We start from the raw sequence: 19,010 nt of genomic DNA, 5'->3' as shown, positions 1-19,010 counted from the left end.
AAGAGCGTTCTGGGTAAGGTTTAATGCTGAGTTTTTTATTAATTTTTAAAATGCTGAAATACTATGAAAATATCACATTACCAGACGAATGATTTAGAGTAATTATGCTCTACTCTTTAATCCCTTCAACTTCACTATCCTAAAGAAATTAAAACTCAAATCTATGATGAGGTTTGAATGTATTTGTAATAGAAAAGAATAAGTAAAATAATGAATATGAAGTGTAAATACTTTACGATGACATTGTTGGGTGTCTTTTTGCTAGTGAGTTTTCCAAACTTAAGAGCGCAATTTGAATTTGTATATGATGACTCTATTTTGGTTGTTAAGAATAACGATACCATTTCAATGGCTTGGTCTGGAGGAATGAGTCATCCACAATTTTCTACAATAGATGTTGATTTTGATGGAAAAGAAGAGCTCATTGCCTTCGAACCCGAAAATGGATTGATTTCCGTTTACGAGAAATCTAAAATAAATGGTGAAATTGTTTACAAATATCTACACCATAAGAGTAAACTTTTTCCTGCGGATCTCAGGTACAGAATGAAATTAATCGATTTTGATGGCGATGGTAAAAAAGATATTTTTACTTATGCGATTGGTGGAATTAAAGTGTACAAAAACACAGGGAATACAAATAGCGGTTTGACTTGGGATTTATACGCAGATCCAATTATGTCAGTGGTGAATAATTCATTTGTAAATTTATATTCGGCTTCCAATGAAATTCCTGCATTTGTAGATGTTGATGGCGATGGAGATATCGATGTACTCACTTTTCATTCTTATGTTTCCAGGGTAGAATGGCACAAAAACCTATCTATGGAAACCTATGGACACTCAGATTCTTTAATTTTTCAGCTAGAACAAGCTTGTTGGGGAGATTTTATGGAAGACGCTTCAGGAAACTCCATCGAATTAAACAGTACTTTTCATCCCTGTGGCTCTTCGCTTCAAACTACTGAGGAAGGAGGTCCTCGCCATTCAGGTGGTTCAATTTTGGCTTTAGATCTCAATGGCTCAGGAATGCAAGATTTGATTATTGGAGATGTGTCTTACAATAACCTAACGATGCTAATGAATGGTGGTACGAATCCAAATGACAATGCGCTAATGGTAAGTTTCGATGCCAATTATCCAAGTTCTGATGTTCCTGTGAATTTGTCTAACTTTTTAACGGCCTATTATGAAGACGTGGATAATGACGGAATAAAAGATTTAATCGTTTCAACCACGGCGAAAGGAGCTTCTGAAAACACGAAAGGAGTTTGGCTTTACAAGAATAATGGAGTCAACGATAACCCTAATTTTGAGTTCGTAGAGGAAGATTTTCTCCAAAATCAAATGATTGATAATGGAAAAGGTGCAATTCCTGTTATAGTCGATGTGAATAATGATGGATTGAAAGATTTGTTGGTGGCCAACCATTTTAATTTTGATGGATCACAAGGAAATTACTCACGTATCAACTATTATCAGAACATAGGAACGCTGCAAAAACCGGTATTCAAATTGATCAATGAAAATTGGGAGAATTTCCAAAATAGTGGTTTTCCTGGTCGAGTAAGTCCTGCTTTTGCAGATTTAGATGGAGATTCGGATAAGGATATGATTGTGGGATTAAGTAATGGAAAGCTCTTCTTTTATGAAAACACTGGAGGAAATGGTGCTATGGTTTTTAATTCGCCACAAAGCCAATTGAAAGACAACAATGGAGATTTTATCACGGTTCCAAATTATGCCACTCCAGAATTATTCGATTTAGATAATGATGGATTAACAGATTTAATAATTGGTCAAGGAAATGGTCCGCTACTTTATTATCAAAATATTGGAACAGCGACTAATTATTCTTTTAAATTATCAAATCCTGATTTAGGAATGGTAGATTTATCCTCACCTAGTTATCAGCAAACAATAGGTGTTCCTAGATTCGTAAGAGATAATGGAGAAACATTCTTGTTTACAGGTTCACGATCTGGAAATGTTTCACTTTATTCTCGTATTGATGGTAGATTAACTCCAGGTCTAGATTTTGAGCTTATTTCAGATGAATATGCAGGAATTAACACAAAGGGATTTTCGGCACCTTTTATTGTTGAGTTTAGAGGTGACAATTCTTATGACTTTTTTGTGGGAAATGAGATTGGTGGAATTTGGAGTTATCGAGCAGGAGATACTTCGTCTCTTGGTGTGACAAACGAAAGTCTTTCTACTCCTATCGATTTAAATATTTATCCAAATCCTTCTAAAAGCTTATTTGCAATTGAACTATCCAACTTAAAAGGACAGGCATACGATTATAGGGTTTTGGATCCTTTGGGGAGAACAATTAATTCAGGTCATCACATCACAAAATCTCAAATAGATATTCAAATACTATATCCTGAATCTGGAATGTATTTTATTGAAGTAGTCATTCCAGAAAGTAATTATAGAATAGTGAGGAAATTATTAATTGAGTAAAAGGATTGAGTATTCAAAGGCGAACCCAAATTCCGAATATAATTTTAACGGCTTGCAAATCCTTTGATTAAAACTGAGTGGTTGTTAATGAGTATCTCCCCATTGGGAGGAGGACAAAGGGGGAGGATTTTGCTAAATTAAAGAGAATAGCTTTTATTGTGATCTTGAAGTTGGTATAGTTCCCCGTAAGCATCTACCTCTTCTCCTTCAAAAGATAAAAACACTTAAATATAAAAAAGCTGCCTCATTACGAGGCAGCTTCTTATTTAACACTACTCTAATAGAGTTACTTAATAACCTTAAAGGTCTTTGCACTATTGGCAGATTTAACATTGACAAAATAAACGCCATGGCTGATATCTGCAACGTTAATTTCAAATTGATTCGTAGTAATTTCAGAACGATAAACAATCCTTCCAGTTGCTGTAACTAATTCTACAGATTCAAGAGTACCATTTTCATCCGTAATTGTTAGGAGGTCATTCATCGGATTTGGATAAATAATTACGCCAGCAAATTCGTTCTCGTTAACTCCCAGTCCAGCAACGAATATACATTCCGAAGTATCAACACATGCACCATCAGTAATGATTACCGCATAACTTGCATTGGCATCATTCGAAGCTGTAAAGACTTGATCGGTAGCGCCTGCGATAACAGAATTGTCTGCACAATCAATCCATTGGTAAGATAATCCTGTTGCATTTGCAGTAAGTTGAGGACCATTCGCTGTTACAGAAACATCAACATAGCAAGACGGTCCAACACCACAAGGGAATATTTGGTAACCTGTAGAGTAGGGCGAACTACTGTCAAATTGTTTTCCTATTCCAGTTAAATAGAACGCACCTGTTGGAGTTGGTGTTCCTGCTAAAGGAGATGTTGCAGTCACTCTCACTCGGAAAGTTGTTGTACCGTCCGTAACATCTACATTTCCATTGCTTGGCCATGTTGTTTCTCCGTTGATAAGAGATAAACCTTCTATTTCGATGTACTGACTTTCTGTTGTTTCATCTAAAACACTAACAAGTGTTGGTGTTTGAAGGTTTGCATTTTGAGAAACTACCGTAATTGAGCTTGGAACGATTTGAAGTAAACCATTGAATTGGGTTATTTCTCCTTCTACGGTGATTTCATCGCCTTCTAAGGCGTTGTATCCACTGATGGCTGAATTATTATATACTGTAATTCCATCGTTGTTATTGTCAATTATTGCAATGTCGTAACCATTACTTCTGAAGTTATTACAGTGAATAACTCCTGTTAAACTTACAAAGTCTCCAACAGAAGTTCCAACACCATTCGGACTAGTATTTGTAACTGCTCCAATGCTGGTTACTGTATAACTGTAGGTTTGACCTTGGAGTGAAATTAATCTATCCGTTGCTCCATTTGAGGAAATTATAATATCTCCTGCCTGAGCTAAGTTAATAGTTGGTCCGTTTAAGCGTACATAAACTTCATAAGGGGCAATGGTTCCTGTTGAGTTTGTAATTGTTACAGATGAAGTATAAGGTCCACCAAGATTTGTAGCAAGCTCAAAATTAGTGGGTGCTGTAACTGTAATGTCTCCAGTTAAATTATAACCCTCCACATTAAAAGAGTCGGCTGGTGATGGTGCTCCTAATAACTGATTAAACCCAGTCATTGCGGTTTCCGAGGCCAATGTTGCAGGAGAAAAGTTCATTCTAACTACCGGTGTAGATGTCGTGTAGTACCAAGTTGCATCTGACATGTAGTAAATGAAAGAGGTTTGTGGTGCGCTTTTACCTGCTGAAGCCACTGTGAAATCTGAACTTGAGCTCACAACTGTTGCTATATAAGAGCCTCCGGCTAATAAATCCACAGGGTTGTTAAGCGTGAGAGTTTTTAGTTGCCCTTCATCTCCTGCTGCCATAATGTATGTTTCTGTTTGTGTATTTGGAATCACGTTTAAATTTTCATCATAAAGCACTCCAAAAACTGAATCACCTGCGCTTATCGAATTTCCAAATTGAAAATCAATTGCTGTTAGCTTTGCTGTTTGAGTCATGGTGAACTTATTCCCAACTTCCATTCCGTCAAGTGGCGTTATATTGGTGGAAATAATTTGACCATAAACTGCTCCAGTACTAGTTTGTGTTGAACTGTCTCTAGCATATATTGCTTCTCCAACTGAAAATTTATAGGAGTCGACAGTGTTATTCATCGGGAAGTCATCAACGTTATTGTAGGAAATGGAATAGTCCAATTGATAATCTCCGATCGCACTCGGTGTAAAGTTAGTGGTAACCGCTACAGAATCTGAAGTGTTAGTCAACATAGCTATTGGTGTTGATGTACCCGTGTAGACATTGTTTATAGATTCAGATGCTGAGAAAATTACATTGGTTTGGTCTTGAGAGCCTCTATTGGCAAGTACTGCAGAAGATTCAATACCTGTGGTTTGACTCAATGGAATTTGATGATAATATAAAGTTTCACCGAAAGTTGTTGTTCCATAAAGGTATTTTGAGATTGCGATGTCGTGATCAGACAATGTGGAAACTTTTACATCATCAATTTGCCATGCATACCCAGAACCAGAAGAGGCAGTGCTTGTGTTTTCCCAACGAAATCGGAACTTCACTGTAGAAGAATTATTAACAGTAAAATTACGAATTGCTGTAGTTTCTGTGGTAGACGTATTCGCTGCAATATTGGGGTTGATGTCTATTGTTTGTTCCCAAGTTGTACCCCCGTCTAAACTGACTTCAACTAGCGTGTTATCCGAGTTGAATGCACGATAAGCTTGTTGAAATTCAAAACTAACAATGCTTTCACTCGAACAGTCAATGTTGTTGGTCATTTCAATCCACGCATTTTGCGATGTTACCGTGTTGTTGAGTAAATATTGGATTCCAGCAAAATAAGCGATTCCATTAGCTACAGTAGTTGATTGAATAAATGTATAATATTGAGGAAAAGGCATTGAGGCTGTACTTCCTAAAACCCATGCTCCTTGGGCACCATTTCCACCAACCGTCCAGTCTGTTGCTGTCGAGAAATCGCTAGACCATAAGGCAACTCCTAGTGCTTTTGTGGTGTTGGTGCTGTTATTTGACGAAATTGACTTGTCAGCCTTTTTGATTGTTTCAAAGCTTGGCGCTTTTTGTAATGCTTGTGTAAAAGCAAGTGTCGATGCTGCAATAAACGCAACAATGAGTTGAATCTTTTTCATAAGTTTATTTTTAGTGTTCATTCAAACATAATAAATAAAATGCTAAAAGCAAGGGGTTTATGAATAATTGTTTGCGCCTCTTTTTAATTGATGAGCTAAAAAAAGCCGGGCTATAGGTGTTATCCGATATAAAAGTAGTTTGCCTTTTTCATGAAAATAGAAAGAAGTAAATGTTGTCCATTCTTGCTTTAAAAAGCATATTCTTATCAACATTGAGATAATTCTCCCACATTTTACCACTCCATTCTTTTTCCTTACTTTTGTTGCTACAAGAAAGGATTAGTTGAAATAATTGTAACTTTTATCTGTGGTATTGCGTAAATAGTTTTCAACACTTGTTTTAAAGTGGTAAAAAGTGGTAGATTTTCCATTATTTTTACGCATTATTAAAGAACATGGCAGGATTAGTAGGAGAATATGAAGTGAAATTGGATGCCAAAGGGCGTTTCTTATTTCCCTCTCATTTGAGAAGGCAACTGTCTCCTGCTGCCCAAGAAAGTTTTATGTTGAACAAAGGTTTTGAAGAATGTTTAACCCTTTACCCAATGAATGAATGGGAAAAGTTGAGCGAATCTCTTTCTAAAATCAATTTGTTTAAACCAAAGAATCGAATGTTTTACAGATTGTTTCATCAAGGTGCAAAAGATGTGTCGCTTGATAAAACAGGACGTGTTTTGATTCCAACGGCGCACATGGAACGTGTCGGTCTAAGTAAAGAAGCGATGCTGATTGCTTATAATGACCGAATAGAAATTTGGGATAAATCCACGTACTTCGAAATGATAGAAGGAAGCATGTCAGATTTTGCTGATTTAGCAGATGAGGTAATGGGTAATATAGAAGATGGAGGAGAAAAATAATCAATACGAATACCACGTTCCGGTAATGCTTCAAGAATGTCTTGATGGTTTGGATATTCATCCAGATGGCATTTATGTTGACCTTACTTTTGGAGGTGGTGGACATGCAAGAGAGATGTTTAAATTGCTTTCAGAAAAAGGGAAGTTGATTGTTTTTGATCAGGATGCAGATGCGAAGAAAAACGCTTGGACTGCGCCAAATTTTCATTTTGTAGCTTCTAATTTCTCCTTCTTGAAAAACCAACTGCGTATGCTAGGGATTTCAAAAGTGGATGGAATTCTAGCGGATCTTGGTGTTTCTTCTCATCAATTCAATGAGCCAGAAAGAGGTTTTAGCATTCGTTCTGATGAGAAATTAGACATGCGAATGAACCAAAGAAGTGGTGCATCGGCTTATGATGTGGTCAATGAATATTCGGAAGAGCAAATCATGACCATGGTAGGAAAGTACGGTGAAGTGAAATCTCCTCGTCGTATTGCTCAAGCAATAACTTTAAAGCGTCAAGCTGCTCCAATTGCCACAACAGGACAGTTGATAGCGGTTTTAGAGCCCATCGCGCCAAAATTCAAAGAAAATAAATTTTATGCCCAAGTTTTTCAGGCCATTCGTATCGAAGTAAACGATGAAATGAATGTCTTAGAAAGAATGTTGGAGCAAACAGCAGAGGTTTTGAAGCCTGGAGGAAGATTGGTGGTAATGTCTTACCATTCTTTAGAAGATCGATTAGTTAAGAATTACATAAAAAGCGGAAGTTTTGATGGTAAGGTGGAAAAAGACTTTTTTGGAAATGTTTTAAAGCCTTTTAAAGGAATAACTAGAAAACCAACTGTAGCGGATGAGGAAGAATTAGAACGTAATTCTAGAGCAAGAAGTGCTAAGTTAAGGGTTGCAGAAAGAAATGAAGGGGAATAATTACATATCAGATAAGCAAGAAAAAGCAAAGACCAAAAAGAAGAAGAAAAAAAGTGGTCGTTTTGCAGCAGCGAGTAAAAAGCAGTCGCAGTCACTGGTGCAAATCATGAATGGAGACTTTTTAACGAAGGACTTTGTGATGAATAACCTGAATTACATCTTCTTCATTATTTTCTTGATGATACTGATGGTGTCAAAAGGATATTACGTGAATCAGTTGGCTAACGATATCGCAAAAGAGGAGAAAGCTGTTGGAGATATCACAGCAGATTATGTAGAAACGAAAGCAAAATTGGAAGAGTTAACAAGAAGAACTCAAATGATTGAGAAATTGAAGCCTTTAGGATTGAGAGAAACAATTAATCCAACAAAGGTGATTAGGATTAAAGAAGAAGAGTAAGGGAAGTCTGAAATGGTATCCTTTTTAATATCAAAGTATAGGTTGCCTGAATAATAGTTGTAGAAATGAAGTTGCCAAAAGCTGTAATAATAAGAACGTATTTGATCTACTTTTTAGTAGTCATGGCTATGCTTGTGGTTGTATTTAGAACTTTTTCTATTATCATGGATGGACGTGATAATATTTTCACCACAACATCTGATAAGTTGCAACAGCGTTCTGCTATCGTAGAGCCAAGAAGAGGTGAAATTTTAGATGTTCACCTTAATCCTTTGGTAACCTCAGTGTCCTTTTATGATATCTATATGGATCCTTTAACAGTCAAAGAAGAGCTTTGGACAAAAGGAATTGGTGGGCTAAGTGTTGGTTTAGCAAAGATATTTAAGGATAAAACAGCACGCGAATATGAAGAGTATTTACGTGAGGCAAGGGCAAGAAAAAGAAGATATGTTCTAATTCAAAAGAAAGTAACCAATGAAGTAAGAAAACAACTTCGTGAATTACCAATTTTCGAAAAAGGAAGATACAAAGGAGGAATTATCGATAATAATGCAACAATAATTCGTAAACGTCCCAATGATGATTTGTTGGCGCGTACTTTAGGATATGTGAAAAGCAGTGAGAGAGATACGCTTTTTGTTGGGCTCGAAGGTGCATACAATAAGTACTTGGCTGGACAAAATGGAGTAGTGGTGGAACAAAAAATATCTCACTCGTGGAAGCCAACAGGTACAATTGTTCGAGAGGCAATTAACGGGTATGACGTTGTAACCTCTATAGATAAAGACATTCAAGAAGTGGCCCACACCGAACTCGAAAACCAATTGAAAAATAAAGGAGGTCGCTACGGTTGTGTGGTAGTAATGGATGTGAAAACAGGCTTCGTAAAAGCGATGGTAAATCTTCAAAAAACCAGTTCGGGAGATTATGGCGAAGTTTACAATCATGCCATTGGAACAAGAGAAGTTCCTGGTTCAACGATGAAGTTGGCTTCTTTAATGGCTGCGCTTGAAGACGGTAAAATCAAAATGACGGACACCGTGAACGCTGTAGGGAGATATGAATTCTACGACAGAAGCTTACGCGATTCTCGACCTTACGGCTATGGAAAAATTACTATTAAGGAGGCGTTTGAACAGTCTTCTAACGTGATTTCAAAAGTGATATTTAATAGCTACAGAAGCGAACCAAGCAGGTATTTAGACAGAATGCAGCAGTTTGGATTGACCAGCAGAACAGGAATAAATATCTTGGGAGAAGTAGATCCATCTTTTTCAATGCCTGGAAATTCTCAATGGTGGGGAGGTTCATTAGCGTGGATGGCAATCGGATATGAATTTCAATTAACACCCTTAGAATTGTTGGCGTTTTATAATGCTGTGGCCAACGACGGGAAATACATGAAGCCGCAATTTGTAACCAAAGTAATTAACAATAGAAAAGTAGTTGAAGAGTTTGAGCCAATTGTAGTTCGAGAGAAAATTAGCAGTCAAGGAACAATTGACGTGATGAAAGAAGCGCTTGAAGGAGTGATGATTAACGGGACTGGTAAGAAATTGAGTTCAACATTTTTTAAAATCGCTGGGAAAACAGGAACGGCTCAAATAGCCAATAGAAACAAAGGATATGGAGCTGAAGGAGAGAAGAAATACATTGCCTCTTTCGCTGGATTCTTTCCTTCAGATGATCCCATATATTCTTGTATCGTGGTTATTGCCGCGCCAACAGATGATATTTATGGTGCATCGGTTTCAGGAACCGTTTTTTCTGCAATCGCTAATAAAGTCTATGCTTCAAGCTACAATTACCACAAAGCAGTAAACGAAAAACCTTCTATTGCCAGTGTTCCTTATGTCCAAAACGGAAGTAGATATGATATCAATACGGTTTTAAATCGCTTTGATGTGAAAAAGGAATTTAAAGGAAATCAAAGCTGGGTGAGAACAAGAACAGCCAACGGAAAAGCAGTTTCATTCAGTGATTATTCAGTTAAAAAAGATAGGGTGCCTGATGTAAGAGGAATGGGACTGAGTGATGCAATGTATTTGTTAGAAAAACAAGGGTTAATAGTCAATGCCGAAGGTTACGGTACTGTAGTGCGTCAATCATTGGTAGCTGGTTCAAGATCAGTTCCTGGCGGACTTATCAAATTACAATTAAAACAGAATTAGAAAGTGAAAAGTGTACGCGACATATTGTATGGGAGTTCCATAAAAGAAGTAGTGGGAACAACAGCAACTGAGATAAATCAAATTGTTTTTGATTCACGGGAAGTTAAGGATAATGATTTATTTGTGGCTATAAAAGGAGCTGTAGTTGATGGACATAATTTCATTAATAAAGCAATTGAGAAAGGAGCTACTTCTATTATTTGTGAAGAAAAACCAAGCGATATAAAAAATGGAATTAATTACATTGTTGTGGATGACGCGCACAAAACACTTTCTGTTTTAGCCAATAATTTTTATGATCAACCTTCAAAGAAGATTAAGTTGATTGGAATTACTGGAACGAACGGAAAAACGACAACGACAACTCTCTTGTACAGTCTTTTTATGAAGATGGGAATTCCGGTAGGTTTGATTTCTACCGTAGTGAATAAAATAAATGACACCTCAATTCCAACTGAAAGAACAACTCCTGATGCAGTGAGCTTAAATAAACTACTTGCTGAAATGGTAGATGCTGGTTGTGAATATTGTTTTATGGAGGTGAGTTCGCATGCCATTCATCAAAATAGAGTGGGCAATATTTACTTTTCAGGAGGAGCTTTTACAAATATTACACACGAACATCTGGATTACCACAACACCTTCAAAGAATACATTAATGTAAAGAAAAAATTCTTTGATGATTTGCCGGCTTCCGCGTTTGCAATTACGAATGCAGATGATAAAAATGGCGATGTAATGCTTCAAAATACAAAAGCTCGCCAAGTAACTTACGGATTGAAGAGCGTTGCAGAATATAAAGCGAAAGTTGTAGAAAATAATTTTTCAGGATTGGTACTTTCCATTAATGGAACGGAGTTGTACACACAATTAATTGGAGATTTTAATGCCTACAATTTACTTTTAGTCTATGCCATTGCTGATCAGTTGTTGGAAGATCAATTGGAAGTAATGCGCGTAATGTCAGAATTAAAATCGGTAGAAGGTCGTTTTGAATATTTTAAAAGTGAAACTGGCGTAATCGGAATTGTGGATTATGCACATACTCCAGATGCATTAGAAAACGTACTAAAAACCATTAAAAATATCCGCACAGGAAATGAAACAGTATTTTCTTTGGTAGGCTGTGGTGGTGATCGTGACAGAACAAAGCGCCCTACAATGGCAGCGATTGGTTGTGAATGGAGTGATAAGCTAATCCTTACATCCGACAATCCAAGAACAGAAGATCCTGAGGCAATCATAGAAGAAATGATGACAGGCGTTGGCGGGGAGCATTTCAAAAAAACAATCAGTATCACAAACAGGAAAGAGGCAATTAAAACGGCCTGCAGCATGGCTGAACCGGGAGATATTATACTAATCGCTGGTAAAGGACATGAAACATACCAAGAAATTAACGGAGTAAAACACGACTTCGATGATTTAGAAATATTGAAAGAATTACTAATCAAATTTGAGAAATAATGCTGTACTATTTATTTAATTACTTAGATACATTCGATATTCCGGGCGCAGGAGTATTCGGCTACATCTCTTTTAGATCGGGAATGGCGTTAATTACGTCCTTAATTATTTCTGTGCTTTTTGGGAATAAACTGATTAATCTCTTACGAACGCTGCAAATGGGCGAAAGTGTAAGGGATTTGGGGTTGAAAGGACAAAAAGAAAAAGAAGGAACCCCAACTATGGGTGGTTTGATAATTATTGGCGCAATTCTTATTCCCACCTTACTTTTTGCCAAATTGCATAATGTTTATGTGCTCACCATGATAATTGCCACTGTTTGGCTAGGTTTTATAGGTTTTTTAGATGATTATCTTAAAATTCTGAAGAAAAACAAAGATGGTTTAGCAGGGCGTTTCAAAGTAGTTGGTCAAATTGGTGTAGGTATTATTGTGGGGGCCATGCTTTTTTTTCATCCAGATGTAAAAGTGCATAAAGAAGTAGCCTCGACTTATGAGTTGAAAGCTGGGGAAACCTTCGTGACGGATTCGCACAGAAGTGTTCCTGGTGAAAACACACAGTGGATAGAAACAAGGGATATGACAACGACAATTCCTTTTGTGAAGAATAACGAAATCAACTACAATTGGTTTTTGGGTGAAGACGCCCAATCTTGGGGTTGGATCATTTTTATTCCAATTGTGATTTTTATTGTAATTGCGGTTTCAAATGGTGCAAACATGACCGATGGATTAGATGGGCTGGCCACTGGAACTTCTGCAATTATTGGAATTGCCCTGGCGGTTTTAGCCTATGTTAGTGCCCACGTACAATTCGCGGATTATCTTGATGTCATGTATATTCCTTATGCGGAGGAACTTGTCATCTTCATTGCAGCTTTTGTTGGGGCTTGTATCGGTTTTTTATGGTACAATTCTTATCCTGCGAAAGTATTTATGGGCGATACAGGTAGTTTAGCGATAGGAGGAATTATCGCAGTTTTTGCAATTGCTATTCGTAAAGAGTTACTAATTCCTGTTTTGTGTGGTGTGTTCTTAATCGAAAACCTATCTGTTATTCTGCAGGTGGGTTGGTTTAAAATAACCAAGAAAAGGTTTGGAGAAGGAAGACGAATTTTCTTGATGGCTCCGCTGCATCACCATTATCAGAAAAAAGGAATGCACGAGGCGAAAATTGTAACACGCTTTTGGATTGTAGGGATTTTACTGGCTGTAATTACCATCGTTACTTTAAAATTGAGATAAGTGGAAACGAAAAAGCAAAATATCGTGATTTTGGGCGCTGGCGAAAGTGGAGTCGGTGCTGCGCTTTTGGCGAAATTCAAAGGATATAATGTTTTTGTTTCAGATGCGGGTAAAATAAAGGATAAATACAAAACCGAGCTGGATGAAAATGCTATAGCGTGGGAAGAAGGCGGTCATTCAATGGAGAAGGTTTTGTCGGCAGATGAAATAATAAAAAGTCCGGGTATTCCTAATAGCAGTGCTTTAATTAAAGAAATCCGAAAAGTGGGGTTAAGACCCATTTGCGATATTGAATTTGCGGCCCGCTATACCACTGCAAAATTGATTGCGATAACAGGAAGTAACGGAAAAACAACAACAACTTACCTTGTTCATCATGTGTTAAAAGGCGGTGGATTGTTGGCAGAAATGGCTGGAAACGTTGGGGTGAGTTTCGCTAGAAGTATAATTAAAGATGAAGCGGATTATTATGTGCTAGAGCTGAGTTCTTTTCAGTTGGAGGACATGTATGAATTTAAAGCCGATATCGCAGTGCTGTTAAATATTACGCCCGATCATTTAGATCGCTACAACGAAAGTATTTCTGAGTACGGAAAAGCGAAAATGAGAATTATTCAAAATCAAACAGCAGCCGATGTTTTTATCTACAACGCGGATGATAAAGAGATTGAAAAACAATTAAAAACGCATAAAATCAATGCGAAAACACTTCCTTTTTCACTGAAAGATGAATCAGTTGAAGGAGGATTTTATAGAGATGAAGATCAAACAATAACAATAAAAAATAAATTAACTATGTCGATTCATGATTTAGCCCTAAAAGGCAAGCACAACGTACAAAACTCTCTGGTTGCAGGTATTTCTGGCAGATTGGTTGAATTACGTAAAGATAATATCCGTGAAAGTTTAGCAGACTTCACAAATGTTGAACACCGTTTAGAATTTGTAGCCAAAGTAAATGGTATAGAATTCATCAACGATTCAAAGGCAACAAATATCAATGCAACTTGGTACGCCCTAGAAAGCATGCATAATCCTACGGTTTGGATTGTAGGAGGTGTAGACAAGGGAAACGACTACGAAGAATTGATTCCCTTGGTTCAAGAGAAGGTAAAAGCTATCGTTTGTTTGGGTAAAAACAATTCAAAAATTATTGACGCATTTTCTGGAATTGTCGATACAATTATCGAAACACAATCTCCTGTTGAAGCAGTAGGTTATGGATATCAATTTGCTAAGAAGGACGAAACAGTTTTGTTGTCACCAGCTTGTGCCAGTTTCGATTTGTTTGAAAACTATGAAGACCGTGGTCAGCAATTTAAAAACGCTGTCCGTTCACTTTAAAATTCAGAGTAATGAATAATTCCATAGAGGATGTAGTAAGAATTGCCCGAGAAAATGCTTTGGAAGATTTTAAATTCCGATTTATGCAGAAATGGTACGAGGCTACTCCTTGCTTTCATTGGAAAGAATTAAAACTTTCACCTGAATTAAAAACTGAGGTTGGCAATGAAGTACCTTCTGTTTACTTCTTTATCGATGATGGAAAAGAGCTTGATCTTGACGATAAAGTATGGGAGAAAGGAGAACTTCATAAAGTTATTTCTTTTGAATGGATGAGCGAGGAAATTTCCGAAATTGAGGATGATCAGCGAGTTGAATGGTTTAGAAATAGTATTGCAACTGCTTTACAAAAGACAAACGATGCGCAAACTGATTTGATTATGGTTTATAATGAAGGAGGTTTAGTATTCTCCAAGGAATGGAGGTATTATTTTGAAAAGCAGCTTCACTTTTAGTACTGTAATCAAGGCTAAACCATAAGAATTGAGATAGTTTTATAAGGATAATAAAAAGACATAAGTGCAAAACATATTCAAATATCTAAAAGGAGACAGAGTCATCTGGATCGTCACAATTTTGTTTTTGGGATTGTCAATGGTGAGTGTCTACAGCTTTGTTCCTATTTTGGTGAAAACGGAAGGTGGAACACCATTTAGCTATTTGTTTAAGCATACAATTTATATTGGTATTGGTTTCTTTGTAATGTATTGGGTTCATCGGCAGGATCCTAAATATATTGAAAAGCTATCTAAATTTATATTTATCATTGCCATCGCACTATTGGTATTTACTTTCTTCTTTGGAGTTCGAGTAAACGATGCATCGCGTTGGGTAAGGGTTCCCATCATTGGGTTAACCTTCCAAAGTTCCGATTTTGCGAAACTGGCATTGGTCATTTTACTTTCTCGCCGCTTGGTGAGTAACCGCGACTATTTCGATTCTTGGAAAAAGAGTCTCTTCTCTGTTGTTGGTCCAATTTTGTTGATTTGTGGACTCATTGCAAAAGATAATTTCTCTACTGCGGCCATTATCTTCATGGTAAGTTTATTGTTATTGTTTGTTGGTAAATTCCCCATGAGTAAAATATTTACCGTTATCGGAAGTGGAGCTGTATTGGCTGGAGCGCTTGTATTAACGCATATCGCTCTTCCCGCAATGAATCTTCTTCCTCGTTTTGATACTTGGGTAAACCGATTCTTTAAAGCCTATGGTTCTGAAGGGGCTTCCATTGAAAATATGCAGGCCATCAATGCCAAATTAGCCATTCATAACGGAGGTTATACGGGTGTTGGAGTAGGAGATGGAGATTTGAAGCACTATACTCCAGAAGCTTATGCAGATTTTTATTATTCTTCTTTTGTGGAAGAATTTGGGTTAATCAGCGCCGTTTTCCTGATCTTTTTGTACCTTATTCTATTTTATCGTATCTTAAGAATAGGATTAAATTCTAAAAATTTATTCGAAACTTATCTGTCTATTGGGATAGGATTATTGTTATTAACCCAAGCTATGGTAAATATGTTTGTTTGTACTGGTTTGATGCCTGTTACGGGTCAAAATATGCCCTTCTTGGCAATGGGAGGTTCGGCCATGGTGATGAGCTGCGTTTCTTTGGGAATTGTGCTGAGTATTGCACATAAAAATGATCCAAAAGGGGAGTCCTTGAATTCAAACTTAAAAACGGAATAAGATGAGCATCAAAAAGGTAATTATATCGGGTGGTGGAACTGGCGGACATATATTTCCGGCCATTGCCATTGCGAATCGTATTAAGAAGGAATTTCCCAAAGCAGAAATCTTATTCATTGGGGCTGAAGGAAGAATGGAAATGACGCGCGTTCCTGCAGCAGGATATAAAATTGAAGGCTTGTGGATCAGTGGGTTCCAACGCCGAATTACAATTAAGAATTTATCATTGCCTTTTAAAATTCTGGCTTCTTTAATGAAGGCCAGAAGAATTATTAAGAATTTTAATCCAGATGTGGTGATTGGAGTCGGAGGTTATGCAAGTGCTCCAACATTAAAAATCGCCAGTATGTTGGGTATTCCAACACTTATTCAAGAACAAAATTCTTACCCAGGAAAAACAAATAAATTTCTTTCTAAAAAAGCAACAAAAGTTTGTGTTGCTTACGATGGATTAGAAAGCTTTTTTCCTGCTCAAAAAATAGAAATTACAGGGAATCCTGTAAGGGCAGAAGTCGTTCAAATTGAAGGTTTAAAAGAGAAAGGAATCGCCCATTATAATTTAGATCCAAACAAGAAAACTGTTTTAGTGGTTGGAGGAAGTTTGGGGGCAAAGACATTAAACGAAAGTGTTGTAGACAAAATTAAACTACTTCAAGAGAATAATGTGCAATTGATTTGGCAATCCGGTAGTTATCAATATGACGAGATGTTGGCCAAAACTAAGGATCTCGACATGACAGGAATTGTGCTCACGAAATTCATTAATGAAATGGAAATGGCTTATGCTGTCGCCGATATTATTGTCTCTCGTGCTGGTGCAATTGCGATTTCTGAATTGTGCATTATTGGAAAACCTATTGTTTTGGTTCCTTCTCCGAATGTGGCAGAAGATCATCAAACCAAAAATGCAATGGCTTTAGTGAAAGACAAAGCCGCGATTTTGGTAAAAGATAGTGAAGCAAGAGAAAAATTGGTTCCTAGATTAATGGAATTAATTAACGCTTTGGAAGAACAAAAAGAATTGGCAACAAACATTCAAAAGAAAGGAATTTCTAATGCGGATGAACGAATTGTAAATGTGATCAAAAATATATTGGCGTAATGACACGAAATTATTCAAATATTTATTTTATTGGAATCGGAGGAATCGGAATGTCTGCGCTTGCACGTTATTTTAACCAAAAGGAAATCCGTGTTGTTGGATATGACAAAACCGAAACTCCTTTAACCAAGAAACTTTATTACGAAGGAATAGACATTCATTATCATGATCTTGGAGACGAAGTAAAACTAATTGTTGGAGATCCTTCCTCAACTTTAGTAGTTGTTACACCTGCAGTTCCTTCAGATCTGAAAGAGTTAAAATATTTTAGAGAGAACGGTTTTACAATTCAAAAACGTGCAGAAGTATTGGGGAGCATTACTGCAGAATTTAAGACTTTAGCCGTTGCCGGAACTCACGGTAAAACAACAACTTCTACCTTGCTTGCGCATGTTTTGTCTTCTACTGGGGAAAAATGTAACGCCTTTTTAGGTGGTATTAGCGCCAATTTTAATTCGAATTTGCTCATAGAGGCTTCTAGCCAATTAATGGTGGTTGAAGCAGATGAATACGACAGAAGCTTCCATCAACTAAAACCTTTTTCCTCAATAATTACTTCAACAGATGCTGATCATTTAGATATCTACAGAAGTAAAGAAGCCTTGGTTCAAGCTTTTGAAGAATACGGGCATTTAATTGCACCAACCGGGGTTTTAGTTGTTCATCATTCCGTTGATGTTTGTAAGGATTTACCAAGGTTAACTTACGGTGTTGAAACTTCAGTTCAAACCGACTACAAAGGCAGCGGACTTAGAATGGAAGACGGGAAATTTATGATGACGGTGGAAACGCCAACCAAAATTTTCAAAAATGTGATTCTTGGTTTGCCAGGGATTCATAATGCCGAAAATGCCATCTCTGTGATCGCGCTATGTGAATCTATCGGAATTAAAATGGAAGAAATTCAGCCAGCTTTAGAAAGTTTTAAAGGTGTTAAACGCCGATTTGAATTAGTCGCGCAAAAAGAAAATCTTATTTATATCGACGATTATGCTCACCATCCAACGGCCATAAATAGCTTGTTAGATTCTGTTCGATTAATTTATAAAGGTTTGCCTATTCATGTGGTATTTCAGCCTCATTTATTCTCCCGAACACAAGATTTTATGCAAGAATTTGCTAACGCGTTGGGGAAGGCGGATAATGTAGTTCTATTGCCAATTTATCCGGCGAGAGAAGAAGCTATTGAAGGAATTACAAGTGAGGCATTATCAGAAATGATGACTACGAAGTCACGGGTTTTAACTCCAGATGATGCTTTAAAAGCCGTTTCCGAGATAGAAAAAGGGGTGGTATTAACCGTTGGAGCGGGAAACATAGATAGACTTGTTGAACCCATAGCGAAGTTATTTTCATGATGAAATTCCTCAAAATAGCGCTTTTAGTATTCATCTTTGGTGGAACAGTTTTTTTGTTGATTGCGGCGAATGAAAAAATAGCCGATCAACGTTTGCAAAAACCTATTATTGAATTAACTGTTCAGGATGGAATTTCCTTGTTAACAGAAGAGGAGTTGTTGAACGAATTGCGTGTTTTACATTTGTTTAGGGATAGTTTGCAAAAATCAGAGCTAAAAATTGATGCAATAGAGGGTTATTTGGAAGGAATGAATGAAGTTTTAACGGCTGATGTTTATGTTCAGTTGGACAATAAATGGCATATAGACGTAAAAACAAGAAGACCAATTGCGCGGTTGATCGCCCAAGGTGTTGATGATTTTTATATTGATAATGATTATGAATTAATGCGCCTTTCACCGTACGCTAAACCAAAAATACTTGCTTTCACGGGTTTAGAACAACTCATTAGTCCTAAGCTGGGTTACAACCAAATAATTAACAATGATAGTTTGAAAACTATCTGTAAGATGGATCAAATCTATCGTATTTCGAACTATGTTTGTAATGATGCTTTTTATAATGCACAAATTGTTCAGGTTCATTACACGAAAGAGGACGGTTTTGTTATGATTCCAAGGGTTGGTGAACAAAAAATCATTTTTGGAGCAGCAGATTCAGATGAGATGGTTGCAGACAAGTTTAAAAAGTTAACCACCTTTTATGAAGAAGTGATTCCTTACGAAGGATGGAGCAAATATGAATCAATCAATTTGAAATTTAAAGATCAAATTGTAGCCAAGAAAAAAGAATAA

Annotated in this window: 14 protein-coding genes; 13 read left to right on the top strand and 1 reads right to left on the bottom strand. The window is 36.9% G+C overall.

The features are described 5' to 3' along the window. The first annotated feature begins 216 nt into the window (after window positions 1-216). Entirely contained in the window at window positions 217-2,469 is a 2,253-nt protein-coding gene (locus DIT68_RS07215; RefSeq protein WP_158276136.1) for an FG-GAP-like repeat-containing protein, read from the top strand. Between the two features lie 286 nt (window positions 2,470-2,755). On the opposite strand, the gene DIT68_RS07210 is transcribed toward DIT68_RS07215, so the two are convergent. Then, a complete protein-coding gene (locus tag DIT68_RS07210) occupies window positions 2,756-5,668 on the bottom strand; it encodes a T9SS type A sorting domain-containing protein (protein WP_158276135.1) in 2,913 nt (970 codons plus the stop codon). A gap of 395 nt (window positions 5,669-6,063) precedes the next feature. Between DIT68_RS07210 and mraZ the strand changes: the two genes are divergently transcribed. From mraZ to DIT68_RS07150, 12 genes are all read left to right on the top strand, one after another. After that, on the top strand, window positions 6,064-6,528 hold the full coding sequence (mraZ, locus tag DIT68_RS07205; protein ID WP_109359151.1) for a division/cell wall cluster transcriptional repressor MraZ: 465 nt from the start codon (window positions 6,064-6,066) through the stop codon (window positions 6,526-6,528). Further along, the gene (gene rsmH, locus DIT68_RS07200) at window positions 6,512-7,441 is read left to right on the top strand and encodes a 16S rRNA (cytosine(1402)-N(4))-methyltransferase RsmH (RefSeq protein WP_109359150.1); all 930 of its coding nucleotides are present in this window, start codon (window positions 6,512-6,514) and stop codon (window positions 7,439-7,441) included. Before mraZ ends, rsmH begins: the two co-directional genes overlap by 17 nt. Beyond that, window positions 7,428-7,841: an FtsL-like putative cell division protein gene (locus tag DIT68_RS07195; protein ID WP_109359149.1), complete on the top strand. Its 414-nt coding sequence runs from the start codon at window positions 7,428-7,430 to the stop codon at window positions 7,839-7,841. The genes rsmH and DIT68_RS07195 overlap by 14 nt, the downstream gene beginning before the upstream one ends. A gap of 65 nt (window positions 7,842-7,906) precedes the next feature. Next, window positions 7,907-10,012 (top strand): penicillin-binding protein, encoded by a 2,106-nt coding sequence (locus tag DIT68_RS07190; RefSeq protein WP_109359148.1) that lies wholly within the window; start codon window positions 7,907-7,909, stop codon window positions 10,010-10,012. A gap of 3 nt (window positions 10,013-10,015) precedes the next feature. After that, window positions 10,016-11,479 carry a UDP-N-acetylmuramoyl-L-alanyl-D-glutamate--2,6-diaminopimelate ligase gene (locus tag DIT68_RS07185; RefSeq protein ID WP_109359147.1) on the top strand — a complete coding sequence of 488 codons (1,464 nt, stop codon included), beginning with the start codon at window positions 10,016-10,018 and terminating at the stop codon, window positions 11,477-11,479. After that, entirely contained in the window at window positions 11,479-12,723 is a 1,245-nt protein-coding gene (gene mraY / locus DIT68_RS07180; protein WP_109359146.1) for a phospho-N-acetylmuramoyl-pentapeptide-transferase, read from the top strand. The genes DIT68_RS07185 and mraY overlap by 1 nt, the downstream gene beginning before the upstream one ends. Next, window positions 12,724-14,067 carry a UDP-N-acetylmuramoyl-L-alanine--D-glutamate ligase gene (gene murD, locus DIT68_RS07175; RefSeq protein WP_109359145.1) on the top strand — a complete coding sequence of 448 codons (1,344 nt, stop codon included), beginning with the start codon at window positions 12,724-12,726 and terminating at the stop codon, window positions 14,065-14,067. 11 nt (window positions 14,068-14,078) lie between these two features. After that, complete coding sequence (locus DIT68_RS07170; RefSeq protein WP_109359144.1) at window positions 14,079-14,522, top strand: hypothetical protein; 444 nt, start codon at window positions 14,079-14,081, stop codon at window positions 14,520-14,522. Between the two features lie 64 nt (window positions 14,523-14,586). Next, a complete protein-coding gene (locus DIT68_RS07165; RefSeq protein WP_146194151.1) occupies window positions 14,587-15,756 on the top strand; it encodes an FtsW/RodA/SpoVE family cell cycle protein in 1,170 nt (389 codons plus the stop codon). Window position 15,757: 1 nt separating this feature from the next. After that, entirely contained in the window at window positions 15,758-16,858 is a 1,101-nt protein-coding gene (murG, locus tag DIT68_RS07160; RefSeq protein WP_109359142.1) for an undecaprenyldiphospho-muramoylpentapeptide beta-N-acetylglucosaminyltransferase, read from the top strand. Next, the gene (murC, locus tag DIT68_RS07155; RefSeq protein ID WP_109359141.1) at window positions 16,858-18,216 is read left to right on the top strand and encodes a UDP-N-acetylmuramate--L-alanine ligase; all 1,359 of its coding nucleotides are present in this window, start codon (window positions 16,858-16,860) and stop codon (window positions 18,214-18,216) included. The genes murG and murC overlap by 1 nt, the downstream gene beginning before the upstream one ends. Then, window positions 18,213-19,010: a cell division protein FtsQ/DivIB gene (locus DIT68_RS07150; protein WP_146194150.1), complete on the top strand. Its 798-nt coding sequence runs from the start codon at window positions 18,213-18,215 to the stop codon at window positions 19,008-19,010. Before murC ends, DIT68_RS07150 begins: the two co-directional genes overlap by 4 nt.

The sequence above is a fragment of the Brumimicrobium oceani genome, from assembly GCF_003143775.1.
Lineage (GTDB): Bacteria > Bacteroidota > Bacteroidia > Flavobacteriales_D > Crocinitomicaceae > Brumimicrobium > Brumimicrobium oceani.
Note: the sequence above shows the minus strand (reverse complement) of the source record. Positions and strands in the feature narration are given on the sequence as shown.

Excerpts from the sequence above, each read along its gene's own strand:
- DIT68_RS07215 (WP_158276136.1), top strand. The coding sequence starts at position 217 with ATGAAGTGTAAATACTTTACGATGACATTGTTGGGTGTCTTTTTGCTA.
- DIT68_RS07210 (WP_158276135.1), bottom strand. The coding sequence starts at position 5,668 with ATGAAAAAGATTCAACTCATTGTTGCGTTTATTGCAGCATCGACACTT.
- mraZ (WP_109359151.1), top strand. The coding sequence starts at position 6,064 with ATGGCAGGATTAGTAGGAGAATATGAAGTGAAATTGGATGCCAAAGGG.
- rsmH (WP_109359150.1), top strand. The coding sequence starts at position 6,512 with ATGGAGGAGAAAAATAATCAATACGAATACCACGTTCCGGTAATGCTT.
- DIT68_RS07195 (WP_109359149.1), top strand. The coding sequence starts at position 7,428 with ATGAAGGGGAATAATTACATATCAGATAAGCAAGAAAAAGCAAAGACC.
- DIT68_RS07190 (WP_109359148.1), top strand. The coding sequence starts at position 7,907 with ATGAAGTTGCCAAAAGCTGTAATAATAAGAACGTATTTGATCTACTTT.
- mraY (WP_109359146.1), top strand. The coding sequence starts at position 11,479 with ATGCTGTACTATTTATTTAATTACTTAGATACATTCGATATTCCGGGC.
- DIT68_RS07170 (WP_109359144.1), top strand. The coding sequence starts at position 14,079 with ATGAATAATTCCATAGAGGATGTAGTAAGAATTGCCCGAGAAAATGCT.
- murG (WP_109359142.1), top strand. The coding sequence starts at position 15,758 with ATGAGCATCAAAAAGGTAATTATATCGGGTGGTGGAACTGGCGGACAT.
- murC (WP_109359141.1), top strand. The coding sequence starts at position 16,858 with ATGACACGAAATTATTCAAATATTTATTTTATTGGAATCGGAGGAATC.
- DIT68_RS07150 (WP_146194150.1), top strand. The coding sequence starts at position 18,213 with ATGATGAAATTCCTCAAAATAGCGCTTTTAGTATTCATCTTTGGTGGA.